Genomic DNA, 14,282 nt, shown 5'->3' with positions numbered 1-14,282 from the left:
CCGGGATCAGGCGGCGCTCTTCAGCGCGCCCGTGCTGTCGTGAAAATCCGGGCCGTTGGTCGTCCGGGTCACGTAGCCGTCGCGGATCAGGTAATCGCCGAACCGTTCGCCGGCCTGCTTGTTCCGGGCATAGGCGGCGAAGAGCGGGCCGAGGAGGGTCTTGATCTCGGAGGCGGTGACATCCTCCGCGTAGAGCTTGCCGAGGCGCGAGCCGTCGAAGGCCGCCCCGAGATAGAGGTGGTAGCGCTCGGGCCCGCGGCCGACGAGGCCGATCTCGGCGATGAACGGCCGGGCGCAGCCGTTGGGGCAGCCGGTCATCCGGATGGTGATCTCGTCGTCCTGCAGGCCGTGGGAGGCGAGGCTCGCCTCCAGCTCGTCCATCAGGCTCGGCAGGTAGCGCTCGCTCTCGGCCAGGGCCAGGCCGCAGGTCGGCAGGGCGACGCAGGCCATGGAGTTGCGGCGCAGGGCGCTGGCGCCCTTCAGCATGCCGTACTGGTCCACCAGGGCCTCGATCTCCGCCCGCTTCTCGGACGGCACGTTGGCGATGATGACGTTCTGGTTGCCGGTGAGGCGGAAGTCGCCTTCGTGGATCTCGGCGATCCGGCGCAGGCCGGTGAGCAGCTGCGGGCCGTTCTCGTAGTCCTTGATCCGGCCCGAGGCGACGTAGAGCGTGAGGTGGTGGCGCCCGTCGTCGCCCTCGGTCCAGCCGTAGCGGTCGCCGTTGGCCGTGAAGGCGAAGGGCTTCGGGTCGGCGAGCGGCTTGCCGACGCGCGTCTCCACCTCGGCCCGGAACGCGGCGAGCCCGTAGCGCTCGATGGTGTACTTCAGGCGGGCGTTCTTGCGGACCTTGCGGTTGCCCCAGTCGCGCTGCACCGTCATCACGGCTTCCGCCACCTTCAGGGCATCCTCGGGCGCCACGAAGCACATCACGTCGGCGGTGCGCGGAAAGGTGTCGGTCTCGCCGTGGGTCATGCCCATGCCGCCGCCCACCGTGACGTTCCAGCCCGTCACCCCGCCCTTCTCGTCGAGGATGGCGATGAAGCCGAGATCGTGGGCGAAGATGTCGACCTCGTTGGAGGGCGGCACGGCGACCACGGTCTTGAACTTCCGGGGCAGGTAGGTCTTGCCGTAGATCGGCTCGATCTCCGCCGCGTCCTCGCCGCCGACCACGCGCTCGCCGTCGAGCCAGATCTCGCGCCAGGCGCTGGTCTTGGGCAGGAGCGAGTCCGAGATGTCCTTGGCGAGCTGGTAGGCGGCCTTGTGGGCGCCGGTCTGGGCCGGGTTGGTCGCCGCCATCACGTTGCGGTTGACGTCGCCGCAGGCCGCGATGGTGTCGAGGAGCGTCGCGTCGATGGCCGCCATCGTGCGCTTCAGGTTCGACTTGATGACGCCGTGGTACTGGAAGGTCTGGCGCGTGGTCGCCCGGAGCGCCCCGCCCGCATAGGTCGTGGCGATGTCGTCCAGGGCCAGCCACTGCTTCGGGGTGACGACGCCGCCGGCGATGCGCAGGCGGATCATGAAGCTGTAGGCCTTCTCGAGCTTCTTCTTGGTGCGCTCGGCCCGGATGTCGCGGTCGTCCTGCAGGTACATCCCGTGGAACTTCACGAGCTGACCGTCATCCTCGGAGATGGCGCCGGTGGCGTGCTTGAGGAGGCCGTCCGCCAGGGTGCCGCGCAGGTAGCCGCTGGCGATCTTGATGTGTTCGTTGGCGGCCAGGCCCGCGGCGCGCGCCGCTTCCGCTTCCGAGATCGGGCGGTCGGTGGGCGGGGTCTCGTAGGTGCGGGTGGTGGTCTTGTCGGCCATGGCGGGCATCCGGTTCGGGAACTCTCCTCCCCCCTGTGGGGAGGAGCTGGAGGTGGGGGTGGTGCAGGAGGCACCGCGAGCGCTCGATCCTGCGCCACCCCCACCCTTGGTCCCTCCCCACAAGGGGGAGGGAGGGGTCTCAGTAGACGTCCTGCTGGTAGCGGTGGGCGCGCTCCAGGGCGGCGACGGCGGCCTCGGCCTCGGCGGGGCTGAGGGCCTTCACGTCCTGGAAGGCCTTCACCACCGCGTTGCGCACGTCCTTGGCCATCCGGGTGGCATCGCCGCAGACGTAGAAGCTGGCGCCGCCGTCGAGCCAGGCGACGACTTCCTTGGCGTGCTGGGCGATCCGGTCCTGCACGTAGACCTTCTCGGGCTGGTCGCGCGAGAAGGCCACGTCGATCTGCGACAGCGACCCGTCCTCCAGGGCGTCCTGCCACTCGAGCTGGTACAGGAAGTCGTGGGTGAAGTGCCGGTCGCCGAAGAACAGCCACGAGCGGCCGGGCGCTTCGACGGCGCGGCGCTCCTGCACGAAGGCGCGGAACGGCGCGACACCGGTGCCGGGGCCGACCATGATGATATCGGTGGCCGGGTCCTGCGGCAGGCGGAAGTGCCGGTTGGGCTTCAGCTTCACCCGCAGCTTGGCGCCGTTGCGGATCCGGTCGGCCACGTGGGTCGAGGCGACGCCGCTGCGCGCCCGGCCGTGGGTCTCGTAGCGCACCGCCGCGATCACGAGGTGGACCTCGTCGCCCACCTCCTTGCGCGAGGACGCGATGGAATAGGCCCGCGGCGGCAGGGGCCGGGTGATGGTGGTGAGGTGCTCGGCCGTGACGGTGGCCGGGAAGCTCTGGATGAGGTCGATGAGGTGGCGCCCCTCGATCCAGGCCTTGGCCTCGCCGCTGTCGATGAGTTTCTGCGCCTCGGCATGGCCCGTCGCCTTGACGAAGCGCTCGACGGTGGTGGCCGACAGGGTGGTGATGTCGCGCTCGGCCAGCAGGGCCTGGCGCAGGGCCGCGTCGCCGGACAGGCCGGTGGCCGCCAGGATCTCGTCCACCAGGGCCGGGTCGTTCTCCGGATAGATCTCCAGGGAATCGCCGGGCTCGTAGGCGGGGGCGCCGTCCTCGAATTCGAGGGCGAGGTGGATCGTCTCCTTGTCGGAGCGCGACGAGTTCAGGTTGACGTGGTCGATGACCTCCACGACCCGGGGCTCGCGGCTCGGCTCGGCCTCCTCTTCCTCGTCGCCGGCAGCGCGCGCGGCGAAGTCCACCGCCACGACGTTGTCGGCGCTCGGGGGCGGCGCCAGTGCCTTCAGGGTATCCTTGATCCAGGCGGCGGCCGGCGTCTCGAAATCGAGGTCGAGGTCGGCGCGGTCATGGGCCCGGGTGCCCCCCAGGGCCTCGAAGCGGGCATCGAGCGCCTTCCCGATGGCGCAGAACTCCGCGTAGGAGGTGTCGCCGAGGGACAGCACGCCGAAGGACACGCCGTCGAGGCGCGGCGCACCGTCGGCCATCAGTTCGTTGTAGGCGCGCACGGCCCGGGCCGGCGGCTCGCCTTCGCCCCAGGTCGCCGCGATGGCGACGATGCGCTTCTCCTTGGCGAGGCTGGCGATGTCGAGATCGGCGAAGTCGAGGACCTTCGGCTTGAAGCCGTTCTTGCGGGCGAGCTTGGCCATGTCGCCGGCGAGCTTCTCGGAGTTGCCCGACTCGCTCGCGAACAGGATGGTCAGCGGCTCGGCGGCCTTGGGCGGCGCGGCCGGGACGGTGGCGGCCTGCGGCGCACCGCTGGCGTCGAGGCCGGCGAGGAAGCCCGCGAGCCAGGCCCGCTGAATCGGGGAGGCGGCGCCGAGGACGGCGTCGAGGCTCGCGCGTTCGGTGTCGCCGAAGGGAGCCGTGCGGGGAATGATCGCGTGTCGTGCCATGTGGGAAGCCATGTCGTCCTGAGAGGCCGGCTGTCAACGGAGTTGTCCGTTTTACAGAACGACGTCACGGTAGAAGGAGCTGCCTGCGTGTGCAGGGCGGAAGAGAATTTTATTCCCCGGCCACCACCGACAGCGTCGGCGTGAAGCGTCCGTTGGCGGGCGGGGCCGGAAGGGGCAGGGCGGTGGTGGACTTGACCTTTTCCATCGCGAACCGGGAGGTCACGTTCTTGAGGGGCAGAGTCGCGATGAGGTGCTTATAGAACGTATCGTAGGCGCGCATATCGGCAACGACGACGCGGAGCATGTAATCCACGTCGCCGGCCATGCGATAGAACTCGAGCACCTCCGGCATGGCCGAGACGGTCTCGGCGAAGCGTTCCAGCCATTCGCGCGAGTGATCCGCCGTCTCGATGGAGACGAAGACGGTGAGGCCCAGGCCGAGCTTCACCGGATCGAGCACGGCGACGCGCCGATCGATGACACCGTCCGCCTCCAGCCGCTGGATGCGCTTCCAGCAGGGCGTCTGCGACAGGCCGACCTTCTCGCCGATGGTGGCGATGGACAGGGTGGCGTCCTGCTGCAGCAGCGCCAGGATCTTCAGGTCGATCGAATCCAAGCTGGCCTCGCGGGTTCGTGAGACGCGGCGACGTGCTGGTCGGCACATCGTGGCCGCATAATGAGAAGGAATTTCCTTCGTCGAGCAACAGAATGCCCCTGCGGCCCGTTTCGGCAATGGGGGCGCGGCACCGGGGAGTTGCCCGGTATCGATGGCCGCCATGCCTTGACAGCGTTCGTTATAGCGAACATTTCAGGTGCCAGACAAGTCACATCGCCACATTCGCCACCAAGCCACCTCCACCACGGTACATCGCGAAGTCTCTCATGAGCTCTCAACTGGAACACGCGGCGCGGGACCTCGCGTCCGCGATGGCGGGCCGCGACCTGAAGGCCCGGATCGCCTTGATCGAGGCGACGGTGCCGGGCCGGATCGTGTTCACCACCAGCCTCGGCATCGAGGACCAGGCGCTCACGCACGCGGTCGCGATGCACAAGGGCCGGACCGAGATCGTCACCCTCGACACCGGGCGGCTCTACCCCGAGACCTACGACACCTGGACCGAGACCGAATCGGCCTACGGCATCCGCATCCGCGCCTATGCGCCCGAGCGCGAGGCCGAGGAGCGCTTCGTGGCCGAGTCCGGCATCAACGGGTTCCGCCACTCGGTCGCCGCCCGGCAGGCCTGCTGCGGCTTCCGCAAGGTCGAGCCCCTGGGCCGGGCCCTCGCGGGCGCTGCCGGCTGGCTCACGGGCCTGCGGGCCGGGCAGTCGGCCAACCGGGCCGACACGCCCCTGGCCGAGGCCGACGAGGGGCGCGGCCTCCTGAAGATCAACCCCCTGGCCGACTGGTCCCGCGCCGACGTCGAGCGCTTCGTCGCGGACAATTACGTGCCCTACAACGTGCTGCACGATCGCGGCTTCCCCTCCATCGGCTGCGCGCCCTGCACCCGGGCGATTCGCGTCGGCGAGGACGAGCGCGCCGGCCGCTGGTGGTGGGAACAGGCGTCCAAGAAGGAATGCGGCTTGCACGTCCACGCCCCCGAAGAGCAGCCACCCGACGAGCGATCGCCCGAACGGAATGTCGCGCCCGGCCAGGAAGCGGCCGCCTTCGAAACGACCCGAACCTCGAACGCCCTGGAGATGGCCCGATGAGCGCCGCCCCCCTCACCACCCACGCGGCCACCGCCCAAGGGGCGAGCCGGTCCGCCCGGCTCACCCACCTCCAGCGCCTGGAGGCCGAGAGCATCCACATCATGCGGGAGACGGTCGCCGAGACCGAGAACCCGGTGATGCTCTATTCCATCGGTAAGGATTCCTCGGTGCTGCTGCACCTGGCGCTGAAGGCCTTCGCGCCGGGGCGCCTGCCGTTCCCGCTGATGCACATCGACACCACCTGGAAGTTCAAGGAGATGATCGCCTTCCGCGACCAGCGCGCGAAGGAACTCGGCCTCGACCTCATCGTGCACACCAACCAGGACGGTCTCGCCCGCGGCATCGGTCCGGTGAGCCACGGCTCGGAGGTGCACACCGACGTGATGAAGACCCAGGCCCTGCGCCAGGCCCTGGACAAGCACAAGTTCGACGCGGCCTTCGGCGGCGCGCGGCGCGACGAGGAGGCCTCGCGCGCCAAGGAGCGCATCGTTTCCCTGCGCACGGCGCAGCACCGCTGGGACCCGAAGCGCCAGCGCGCCGAGCCCTGGCACCTCTACAACATGCGCAAGAAGCGCGGTGAGTCGCTGCGGGTGTTCCCGCTCTCGAACTGGACCGAGCTCGACGTCTGGCTCTACATCGAGCAGGAGCAGATCCCGATCGTGCCGCTCTACTTCGCCAAGCCCCGCCCGGTGGTGGAGCGCGAGGGCCAGCTCATCATGGTCGACGACGACCGGCTGCCCCTGAACCCCGGCGAGACGCCCCAGCAGGTATCGGTCCGCTTCCGCACCCTCGGGGACTATCCCCTCACCGGCGCCGTCGAGAGCGGCGCCGCGACCCTGCCGGAGATCATCGGCGAGACCCTGGCCGCCCGCACCTCGGAGCGCCAGGGCCGGGTCATCGACAAGGACGGCGCGGGCGCCATGGAGCGCAAGAAGCAGGAGGGCTATTTCTAAGATGACGATCCATCAGTCACCCGAAGCCTTCGGCTACGACGCGTTCCTGTCCGCCCACCAGAACAAGGAAGTCCTGCGCTTCATCACCTGCGGCTCCGTCGACGACGGCAAGTCGACCCTGATCGGCCGCCTGCTGCACGACACCAAGCAGATCTTCGACGACCAGGTGACGGCCCTGCAGCGCGACTCGCGCAAGCACGGCACGCAGGGCGCCGAGATCGACCTGGCGCTCCTCGTGGACGGCCTCCAGGCCGAGCGCGAGCAGGGCATCACCATCGACGTCGCCTACCGCTTCTTCTCCACCGACAAGCGTTCCTTCATCGTGGCGGACACCCCCGGCCACGAGCAGTACACCCGCAACATGGCCACCGGCGCCTCCACGGCGGACGTGGCCGTGATCCTGGTGGATGCCCGCCAGGGTCTCACCCGGCAGACCCGGCGGCACGCGCTCCTGGTCTCCCTGCTGGGGATCAAGCGCGTGGCGCTGGCCGTGAACAAGATGGACCTCGTCGGCTGGTCGCAGACCCGGTTCGAGGAGCTCCTGTCGGCCTTTAACGCCTTCGCAGGCCCCCTCGGCTTCAGCGAGATCCGGGCGATCCCGCTCTCGGCCAAGAACGGCGACAACGTGGTGCTGCCGGGCGCCGCCGCACCCTGGTACACCGGCACCCCGCTGCTCCAGTACCTCGAAGAGGTCCCGGTCCGCGTCGAGGAGCAGGCCGCCCCGTTCCGCATGGCGGTGCAGTGGGTGAACCGGCCGAACTCGGATTTCCGGGGCTTTGCCGGCCTGATCGCCAGCGGCCGCGTGGCCCCGGGCGACGCCGTCATCGTCGAGCCCTCGGGCCGGACCTCGACCATCGCCCGCATCGTCACCGCCGACGGCGACCTGCCGTATGCGGTGGAGGGCCAGTCGGTGACCCTGGTGCTCGCCGACGAGATCGACGCCTCGCGCGGCTCGGTGATCGTCACCGCGGACGCCCCGATGCGGGTGACGGACAGCCTCGACGCCCGCCTGTTCTGGGCGGCCGAGACCGAGCTGCTGCCCGGCGCCACCCTGCTCGCCAAGATCGGGACCGTGACGGTGAACGCCGTCGTCTCCACGATCCGGACCCGGATCGATCCCGAGACCGGCAACCCCGAGCCGGCCGCGCGCCTGACCGCCAACGACATCGCCGACGTGACCCTGACCCTCGACCGGGCGGTGGCGGTGGACGCCTACACGGCCAACCGCGACACCGGCGGCTTCATCCTGATCGACCGCGAGACCACCGACACGGCGGCCCTCGGCCTGATCCAGGCCGATGCGGCGGCGACCCCGGTCAAGGACGAGCCCGCGGAGGTGCGCGAGACGCGCTCCGGCGGCGGCTTCCTGTCGAAGCTGCGCTGGGTCTTCGGCGGGATCTGACGGGTCCGGACCCGGCCCGGCAGCGCCGGGCCCGCGGGACCACCCCCGACGGCCTCACCGCCGCGGCTCCTCCCGGAGCCGCGGCGGTTTGCGTTCGCTGCGCGCCGGTGCCGTTTGCAAGGGGGGATCGATGCGGCGGGGGTCATCTCCCTCGCCCATCTCCCTTGCCCATCTCCCTTGCCCGTGCGCGACGGCGCGACTAGGGTCCGCGCCGCTCGATCCGACCTTCGAAAACAGACGGGAGTGACCACCCATGGGCTTTCTGGCCGACGCCTTGTCCCGCGTGAAGCCGTCCGCGACCATCGCGATGACGCAGAAGGCGCGCGAGCTCAAAGCGCAGGGCATGGACGTGATCAGCCTCTCCGTCGGAGAGCCGGATTTCGACACCCCCCAGCACATCAAGGATGCGGCCATCGAGGCGATCCGGCGCGGCGAGACCAAGTACCCGCCCGTCTCCGGCATCGTGCCCCTGCGCGAGGCCATCGCCAAGAAGTTCAAGCGCGAGAACGGGCTCGACTACAAGCCGTCCCAGACCATCGTCGGCACCGGCGGCAAGCACGTCATCTACAACGCCCTCCTCGCCACCCTGAACCCCGGCGACGAGGTGGTGATCCCGCGTCCGTACTGGGTCTCCTACCCGGAGATGGTGGTGCTGTGCGGCGGCACCCCGGTCTTCGCCGAGACCGACATGGCCCATGACTTCAAGCTGCAGCCCGAGGAGCTGGAGCGGGTGATCACCCCGAAGACCAAATGGATCATCCTCAACTCGCCCTCGAACCCCTCCGGCGCGGCCTATGCCCGCGACGAGCTGAAGAAGATCACCGACGTGCTGATGCGCCACCCGCAGGTCTGGGTGCTCACCGACGACATGTACGAGCACCTGACCTACGGCGACTTCGAATTCGTCACCCCGGCCCAGATCGAGCCCGGCCTCTACGAGCGCACGCTGACGATGAACGGCGTCTCTAAGGCCTACGCCATGACCGGCTGGCGCATCGGCTACGCCGCCGGCCCCGAGCACCTGATCAAGGCGATGGACTTCGTCCAGGGCCAGCAGACCTCCGGCGCCTCGACGATCTCGCAATGGGCCGCGGTGGCGGCCCTCGAGGGGACGCAGGCCCACCTCGCCGAGTTCCGCAAGGCCTTCCACACCCGCCGCGACCTCGTGGTGTCGATGCTGAACCAGACCAAGGGCCTGAAGTGCCCGACGCCCGAGGGCGCGTTCTACGTCTATCCGTCCTGTGCCGAGACCATCGGGCGCAAGACCCCGGCGGGCAAGACCATCGCGACCGACGAGGACTTCGTGGTGGAGCTGCTCCAGGCGGAGGGCGTCGCGGCCGTCCACGGCTCGGCCTTCGGCCTCGGCCCCAACCTGCGCATCTCCTACGCCACCTCCAACGCGGCCCTCGAAGAGGCCTGCACCCGGATCCAGCGCTTCTGCGGCTCCCTGAGCTGAAGGCGGCGTCCGGCGCGGCCCGCGGGCCTCGCCCGGATCTTGCGTCCCTCGAACGACCGCGCCCCGGCCGAGAGCCGCGGCGCGGTCGTTCTCGTTTCCGGAGGTCCGTGCCCATGACGACGATCGCCATCCTGGCCGCCGGCGCGATGGGGAGCGCACTCGCCGCGCGCCTCACCGGGAACGGCGCCGAAGTCCTGACCGTCCTCGACGGACGCAGCCCGGGGACCCGGGCGCGGGCGCTCGCCGCCGGCATGACCGACACCGACCTGCCCGGCCTGATGCGGGCCGACCTGCTGCTCTCCATCGTCCCGCCGGCCGATGCCGAGGCCCTCGCCATCACTCTGGCGCCGATCCTCGCGGCGGCGGCGCACAAGCCCGTCTACGTCGATTGCAACGCGGTAAACGTCGTGACGGTCCGACGCATCGCCGGGATCGTCGCGCCGACCGGGGCGGCCTTCCTCGACGGTGCGATCATTGGCCTGCCGCCGAAACCCGGCACCCCCGGTCCGCGCCTCCACGTGTCGGGCGATGCCGCCGAATCCGCGCGACCTCTTCGCGACCTCGGTGTCGACCTCAGGGTGAATACCGGTGGTATCGGCGCGGCCTCGGGCCTGAAGATGGCCTATGCGGGCATCAACAAGGGCCTCACCGCTCTGGCCGCCCTCATGGTGCTGGGGGCCGAACGGGCGGGCGCCGGCGAAGCCCTGCGGGCGGAGCTCGCCGAAACCGAGCCGGCTCTCCTCGCGCGCTTCGCCCGCGGCCTGCCCGACATGCTTCCCAAAGCCCAGCGCTGGGTCGCCGAGATGCACGAGATCGCCGATTTCCTCGGTGACGATGCCGCCGGGCGCCAGGTCTTCGCCGGCGCGGCCGACCTCTATGCGCGTCTGTCCGGCGCGGACGAGGCGGGCGACAGCGCCCGCCTGCGAGCCTTCGCGGCGGCGTGCGGATCGTCGCAGCCGTCATGACGCGGGGGAAGCCGGTTGCCGGCTCCATCGGCGCCGCCTACATCGGCGGTCCCTGCTGCCGAAGCGCTCGATGGTTTCGCGAACCCTCTCGGGCTTGGCATGGCAGCGGGGCTTGTCGTGACGGGGCGGTGCGGACCAGTTCTCTGCATGGTTCCTGTGAGGCCTAGTGGGCCGGGTGGCGACAGGCGTGTCAGGGACGCGGGGAACAGGAACCGCAGCCTTGGCGCAAGGCCCACCTCATCGGCTCCGTCTCATCCCGGGACGGTCTTCGGCTGCATCCCGGTCCCGGTCGTTAAGGATCCTCGGCAAGTGTAGGGATCGGCCGGGGAACCGGTCGTGTGCCACTGCGTAGTTTCGGGCCAGACCACTATGAGACGCCTCCTTACGGGCGGCATCAAGGCGATCCTCGCGGTCGCTGCGCTCTCCACCGCCGCTCACTGGACCTTGCGCCTGCAGCGCGAGCCGACCCTTCCGCTTCGCGCTCAGGCCGAGCTTCCCGACCCGATCACCACCGGATCGATCACGCCGCGGCACGCAGAGCCTGCCGTCCCGGCGGAGCCGGCTGCGGATTTTGCCAAGACCCTCGACCAGCGCCACCTTTCCGAACTCTTCGCCGGTGCGGCGCCCGAGAAGGCGAAGGTGCAGAAGACGGCCGTCAAGCGCTAGGACCAAAGTCCCGACTGCCCGTCAGCCGGCCATGCCACGGACCGCACGCCCGAATCCGGGGCGTGCGACCGTTGACGACGGGATCGTGGATCGGTCAGGCGGCGGCGCGGCTGGCGTGATTGCCGTCCTGGATCTCCGCGATGATCTTGGCGCAGAAGGCGTCGAGGTCGCCAGGGTTGCGGCTCGTGATCAGGCCCCGGTCCGACACGACGGGCTCGTCCGTCCAGTCCGCGCCCGCATTCACCACATCCGTCCGGATCGATTCGAACGAGGTCATCCGGCGTCCCTTCGCGGCGCCGACCTCGATCAGCAGCCAAGGCGCGTGGCAGATGGCAGCGACCACCTTGCCGGAATCCACGAAGTTGCGGATCACCGCGAGGGCCTTCGGCTCCAGGCGCAGCTTGTCCGGGTTGATCTGGCCGCCCGGGAGGACGAGGGCATCGTAGTCCTGCGGTGACACGGACTCGAGATCCTTGTCGACCGCGACGTTCTTGCCCCAATCGGTCTTGTCCCACCCGCGAATGGATTCCTTCGCCGTGCGGGACTGCGGCGCCGCGACGTGCACGGTGGCGCCGACCTCCTTGAGCCTGCTCTGCGGGACGGTGAGCTCGGTCTCCTCGAAGCCATCGGTGGCGAGGATTAAAACCTTGGCCTGCCTGATGTTAGACATGGATTGTCTCCGGAATGCGAAAGATATGGCACTGAACAGGTCCCGTGAGATGCGGGTTCCGCACGGGTAACGGACGGGCCCTTCGGGCGCGGGAACCTGGCCGCGCTCGGCCGTGTTGGTCCGCACATCCCTCAGACAGACAGGAGGCTTCGCATGGCCAATCACGAGATGGCCAATCCCGGCCTGCCGATTCCCGAGCCGCTGCCGGGTGGAATTCCGGGCGATCTGCCGACGCCGCCCCCGCCGGACGAGCAGCCCGATATCGGACCGACGGGGCCGCGCACACCGTATCCGGTCAACGATCCGGGGATCGACGAGCCGGTAGGCCCGGGCTCGGAGCCGGATTACCTGCCGGGCGGTCCGACCGATCCCGGCGTCCGGATGTAGGGGGGGGTCAGTGGTCCCCGTGCGACGCGCGCACGTCGCGCGGTGCACTCAGGATTTCGGAGAGGCTCGTCGCCACGTGACGGGCCTCTTCATCCGTCAGGCGAAGCTGAAACGGGGGCAGGGCGCCAGCCTGGAGGGCCACGACGGCCTGGCCTTTTTCGTCCGTACCGATCTCGATCGCCGACGACGTGACGTCGAGCATCGCAATCTCCTCGTCGGACATGTCCTCGGGCAGATCGCTGTCGTCGGGTTCGTCGATGGCGGTGAGAAGCTGGCCCACCGCCCGCACCAGGGCGCGAGCCGCCCGGGCATCCATCACGACGGCCGTGGCCTGATCGTCCTTCTGAAATGAAAGCTGGATGTTCGCCCCTTCGAGGGAAACCGAGATGCCCGCCATGAATCGCCTAACCGCTTGCTCAGGAACTCTTATATGCGCTGGGCCGCGCAAATAACACAGGGGACGCCGTTAGGGGCGCTCCGAACCGGGGTCGTTTCCGTCGGGTAGAACGCCTTGTTGCCGCCGCATGATCGGACTACATGAGAGATAGCGGGTATCGGTGAGCTGGGATCTTGTACCGCAAGCGTCTCACGTCCTGCTGATTCCGTCAGGCCTACCGAAGAGGATCTGCCGCTTGTGTCGAGCAGACGCAGGCTGTTGATCGACGAACGATACGAGGATCTATTTCGTGAATACCGGCACTGTAAAGTGGTTCAACGAGACCAAGGGCTACGGCTTCATTCAGCCTGACGACGGCGGCAAGGATGTGTTTGTGCACATCTCCGCAGTCGAGCGCGCTGGCATGCGCAACCTCATCGAGGGTCAGAAGATCTCCTACGAGATTCAGACCGACAAGCGCAGCGGCAAGGACTCGGCTGGTAACCTCCAGGCGGCCTGATGCTCCCGGCGCCAGCCCCCGGGCTGGCGTCACCCTGAAGGGCTTCCCACGAAGCCTCCGCCGCCGGTGACCGACACCCTTCTGGGGAGAAGGGGTTTAGCATCCGGCATATCCCGCAACACCAACGACGCGCGCGGCTCAACCGGCCCGATGCGTCCGAGACACGGCACGCAAAACCTGCACGTTATTGAAAGTACACAAGAAAAATATGTTGTTTGAATATACCCGACGCCGCGGCGTCCGTTCGCCCGTCACCGATGCGGCGACCTTCAAGGTGGGGCACCTGAAGCAAACCATGGCTCATGAGGCAAAGACCGTCGACCTCAGCCATCTGATCGACACCTCCTACAACTACCATTCGCCCCGCGAACTGCGCTGGCATCTGGCCGAGCGGTTCGGCATGGCCCCAGAGGCGGTCGCCCTCCGCGAGCATCACTGATCCGAGGCCGCCCTGATCCTGTCGGGGCGGACCACGCGCCTCGTCATCGAGCCGACGTTACGATCGAGCCCAGCGCCCAGGTGCTGAGCTTTCCTGTTTCGAGACACCCGGGCGCCGCCTCCGCCGGCGTTTTCAGCGGGGTGTCAGCGCCGCCACGACATCGTTTCGCAAGGTCTGGGATACGGCCACGAGTTCTCCGTGTACCGGGTCCGGACGGTTGTAGGTCGTGGGACGGCCTTGAAGATCGCTGACCGTGCCGCCCGCCTCGCGCAGGATCAGGTCAGCGCCCGCGAGATCCCAGTCCCGCGCATGGGGCGAGACCAATCCCACATCGATGGAGCCCTCGGCAACCCGCGCGACGCGCAGGGCCAGGGACGGAACCCGCTCGACGGAGACGAGCTCGGCCTGTTGCCCGTTCGTCCCGGCGCCCCGGGCCAGGCGGTCCATCATCGGCTTCGGACCGGTGACGCGAGCCCCTTCGACGGCGCGCTGGCCGGAGACGGTGATGGTCTGTCCGTTGCGGGTGGCTCCCGCTCCCGCGATGGCTTCATAGAAGGTGTCGGTCACGGGCGCGTGGACGAAGCCGAGGACGGGTTGCCCGGCCGACAGCAGCGCCACGGCGATCGACCAATCGGGATGCCCGGACATGAAGGCGCGGGTCCCATCGATGGGATCGACGATCCAGACGAGGCCGGCATCGAGCCGCACCGGATTGTCGCTGGTCTCCTCCGAGAGCCAGGCTGCTCGGGGCAGCATCGCGCTGAGGCGAACCTTCAGGAAGGTGTCCACCGCCACGTCGGCTTCCGTCACCGGCGAGCCGCCCGCCTTCGACCAGACCCGCGCCCCCGTCTGTCCGCCTGCCTTGTAGAACGGCAACGCGAGGGCGGCCGCTTCGCGGATCGTCTCGCGCAGGGCGGGAACGAGGGCGTGTGCGGCTTCCGGGGGGATCGGATCGGACATGCGTCTCCATACGGTTCAGGAGGTCAGGCTGGGCGCTTGTTGAAGAGCCCGTCGCCCCGG

At 69.0% G+C, this 14,282-nt stretch carries 15 protein-coding genes; 9 read left to right on the top strand and 6 right to left on the bottom strand.

The features are described from left to right. Positions 1-6 precede the first annotated feature (6 nt). From AC6EUL_RS09755 to AC6EUL_RS09745, 3 genes are all read right to left on the bottom strand, one after another. Positions 7-1,812 (bottom strand): NADPH-dependent assimilatory sulfite reductase hemoprotein subunit, encoded by a 1,806-nt coding sequence (locus AC6EUL_RS09755; RefSeq protein WP_499869961.1) that lies wholly within the window; start codon positions 1,810-1,812, stop codon positions 7-9. Between the two features lie 130 nt (positions 1,813-1,942). Beyond that, complete coding sequence (locus tag AC6EUL_RS09750; RefSeq protein ID WP_499869960.1) at positions 1,943-3,718, bottom strand: diflavin oxidoreductase; 1,776 nt, start codon at positions 3,716-3,718, stop codon at positions 1,943-1,945. A 109-nt stretch (positions 3,719-3,827) separates the two neighbouring features. Beyond that, on the bottom strand, positions 3,828-4,334 hold the full coding sequence (locus AC6EUL_RS09745; protein WP_056212195.1) for an Lrp/AsnC family transcriptional regulator: 507 nt from the start codon (positions 4,332-4,334) through the stop codon (positions 3,828-3,830). Between the two features lie 266 nt (positions 4,335-4,600). On the opposite strand from AC6EUL_RS09745, the gene AC6EUL_RS09740 reads away from it, so the two are divergent. The 6 genes from AC6EUL_RS09740 (at position 4,601) to AC6EUL_RS09715 (ending at position 10,870) form a co-directional block, all read left to right on the top strand. Then, positions 4,601-5,428: a phosphoadenylyl-sulfate reductase gene (locus tag AC6EUL_RS09740; protein ID WP_499869959.1), complete on the top strand. Its 828-nt coding sequence runs from the start codon at positions 4,601-4,603 to the stop codon at positions 5,426-5,428. After that, positions 5,425-6,381, top strand: coding sequence for a sulfate adenylyltransferase subunit CysD (cysD, locus tag AC6EUL_RS09735; protein WP_499869958.1), 957 nt, complete (start codon positions 5,425-5,427; stop codon positions 6,379-6,381). Before AC6EUL_RS09740 ends, cysD begins: the two co-directional genes overlap by 4 nt. Position 6,382: 1 nt before the next feature. Next, positions 6,383-7,783, top strand: coding sequence for a sulfate adenylyltransferase subunit CysN (gene cysN / locus AC6EUL_RS09730; RefSeq protein WP_499869957.1), 1,401 nt, complete (start codon positions 6,383-6,385; stop codon positions 7,781-7,783). A 253-nt stretch (positions 7,784-8,036) separates the two neighbouring features. Beyond that, positions 8,037-9,239 carry a pyridoxal phosphate-dependent aminotransferase gene (locus AC6EUL_RS09725; RefSeq protein WP_056212186.1) on the top strand — a complete coding sequence of 401 codons (1,203 nt, stop codon included), beginning with the start codon at positions 8,037-8,039 and terminating at the stop codon, positions 9,237-9,239. Positions 9,240-9,352: 113 nt separating this feature from the next. Then, positions 9,353-10,204: an NAD(P)-dependent oxidoreductase gene (locus AC6EUL_RS09720; RefSeq protein ID WP_056212184.1), complete on the top strand. Its 852-nt coding sequence runs from the start codon at positions 9,353-9,355 to the stop codon at positions 10,202-10,204. Between the two features lie 369 nt (positions 10,205-10,573). Then, positions 10,574-10,870, top strand: coding sequence for a hypothetical protein (locus AC6EUL_RS09715; protein ID WP_056278139.1), 297 nt, complete (start codon positions 10,574-10,576; stop codon positions 10,868-10,870). A 94-nt stretch (positions 10,871-10,964) separates the two neighbouring features. Here AC6EUL_RS09715 and AC6EUL_RS09710 read toward each other — a convergent pair whose 3' ends face one another. Beyond that, a complete protein-coding gene (locus AC6EUL_RS09710; protein ID WP_499869956.1) occupies positions 10,965-11,540 on the bottom strand; it encodes a type 1 glutamine amidotransferase domain-containing protein in 576 nt (191 codons plus the stop codon). Between the two features lie 168 nt (positions 11,541-11,708). On the opposite strand from AC6EUL_RS09710, the gene AC6EUL_RS09705 reads away from it, so the two are divergent. Next, positions 11,709-11,927 carry a hypothetical protein gene (locus AC6EUL_RS09705; protein ID WP_499870005.1) on the top strand — a complete coding sequence of 73 codons (219 nt, stop codon included), beginning with the start codon at positions 11,709-11,711 and terminating at the stop codon, positions 11,925-11,927. Between the two features lie 7 nt (positions 11,928-11,934). On the opposite strand, the gene AC6EUL_RS09700 is transcribed toward AC6EUL_RS09705, so the two are convergent. Further along, the gene (locus AC6EUL_RS09700) at positions 11,935-12,324 is read right to left on the bottom strand and encodes a hypothetical protein (protein WP_056212179.1); all 390 of its coding nucleotides are present in this window, start codon (positions 12,322-12,324) and stop codon (positions 11,935-11,937) included. Between the two features lie 289 nt (positions 12,325-12,613). Here AC6EUL_RS09700 and AC6EUL_RS09695 point away from each other — a divergent pair, with 289 nt between their 5' ends. After that, positions 12,614-12,823, top strand: a complete 210-nt coding sequence (locus AC6EUL_RS09695; RefSeq protein WP_055956856.1) for a cold-shock protein — start codon at positions 12,614-12,616, stop codon at positions 12,821-12,823. Between the two features lie 208 nt (positions 12,824-13,031). After that, a complete protein-coding gene (locus tag AC6EUL_RS09690) occupies positions 13,032-13,262 on the top strand; it encodes a hypothetical protein (protein ID WP_056212176.1) in 231 nt (76 codons plus the stop codon). Between the two features lie 132 nt (positions 13,263-13,394). Here AC6EUL_RS09690 and AC6EUL_RS09685 read toward each other — a convergent pair whose 3' ends face one another. Further along, positions 13,395-14,222 carry a 3'(2'),5'-bisphosphate nucleotidase CysQ gene (locus AC6EUL_RS09685; RefSeq protein WP_056278149.1) on the bottom strand — a complete coding sequence of 276 codons (828 nt, stop codon included), beginning with the start codon at positions 14,220-14,222 and terminating at the stop codon, positions 13,395-13,397. Positions 14,223-14,282: the final 60 nt, after the last annotated feature.

It is taken from the genome of Methylobacterium sp. 001424705 (assembly GCF_059816145.1).
Note: the sequence above shows the minus strand (reverse complement) of the source record. Positions and strands in the feature narration are given on the sequence as shown.

Excerpts from the sequence above, each read along its gene's own strand:
- AC6EUL_RS09755 (WP_499869961.1), bottom strand. The coding sequence starts at position 1,812 with ATGCCCGCCATGGCCGACAAGACCACCACCCGCACCTACGAGACCCCG.
- AC6EUL_RS09750 (WP_499869960.1), bottom strand. The coding sequence starts at position 3,718 with ATGGCACGACACGCGATCATTCCCCGCACGGCTCCCTTCGGCGACACC.
- AC6EUL_RS09740 (WP_499869959.1), top strand. The coding sequence starts at position 4,601 with ATGAGCTCTCAACTGGAACACGCGGCGCGGGACCTCGCGTCCGCGATG.
- cysD (WP_499869958.1), top strand. The coding sequence starts at position 5,425 with ATGAGCGCCGCCCCCCTCACCACCCACGCGGCCACCGCCCAAGGGGCG.
- cysN (WP_499869957.1), top strand. The coding sequence starts at position 6,383 with ATGACGATCCATCAGTCACCCGAAGCCTTCGGCTACGACGCGTTCCTG.
- AC6EUL_RS09725 (WP_056212186.1), top strand. The coding sequence starts at position 8,037 with ATGGGCTTTCTGGCCGACGCCTTGTCCCGCGTGAAGCCGTCCGCGACC.
- AC6EUL_RS09720 (WP_056212184.1), top strand. The coding sequence starts at position 9,353 with ATGACGACGATCGCCATCCTGGCCGCCGGCGCGATGGGGAGCGCACTC.
- AC6EUL_RS09715 (WP_056278139.1), top strand. The coding sequence starts at position 10,574 with ATGAGACGCCTCCTTACGGGCGGCATCAAGGCGATCCTCGCGGTCGCT.
- AC6EUL_RS09710 (WP_499869956.1), bottom strand. The coding sequence starts at position 11,540 with ATGTCTAACATCAGGCAGGCCAAGGTTTTAATCCTCGCCACCGATGGC.
- AC6EUL_RS09705 (WP_499870005.1), top strand. The coding sequence starts at position 11,709 with ATGGCCAATCCCGGCCTGCCGATTCCCGAGCCGCTGCCGGGTGGAATT.
- AC6EUL_RS09700 (WP_056212179.1), bottom strand. The coding sequence starts at position 12,324 with ATGGCGGGCATCTCGGTTTCCCTCGAAGGGGCGAACATCCAGCTTTCA.
- AC6EUL_RS09690 (WP_056212176.1), top strand. The coding sequence starts at position 13,032 with ATGTTGTTTGAATATACCCGACGCCGCGGCGTCCGTTCGCCCGTCACC.
- AC6EUL_RS09685 (WP_056278149.1), bottom strand. The coding sequence starts at position 14,222 with ATGTCCGATCCGATCCCCCCGGAAGCCGCACACGCCCTCGTTCCCGCC.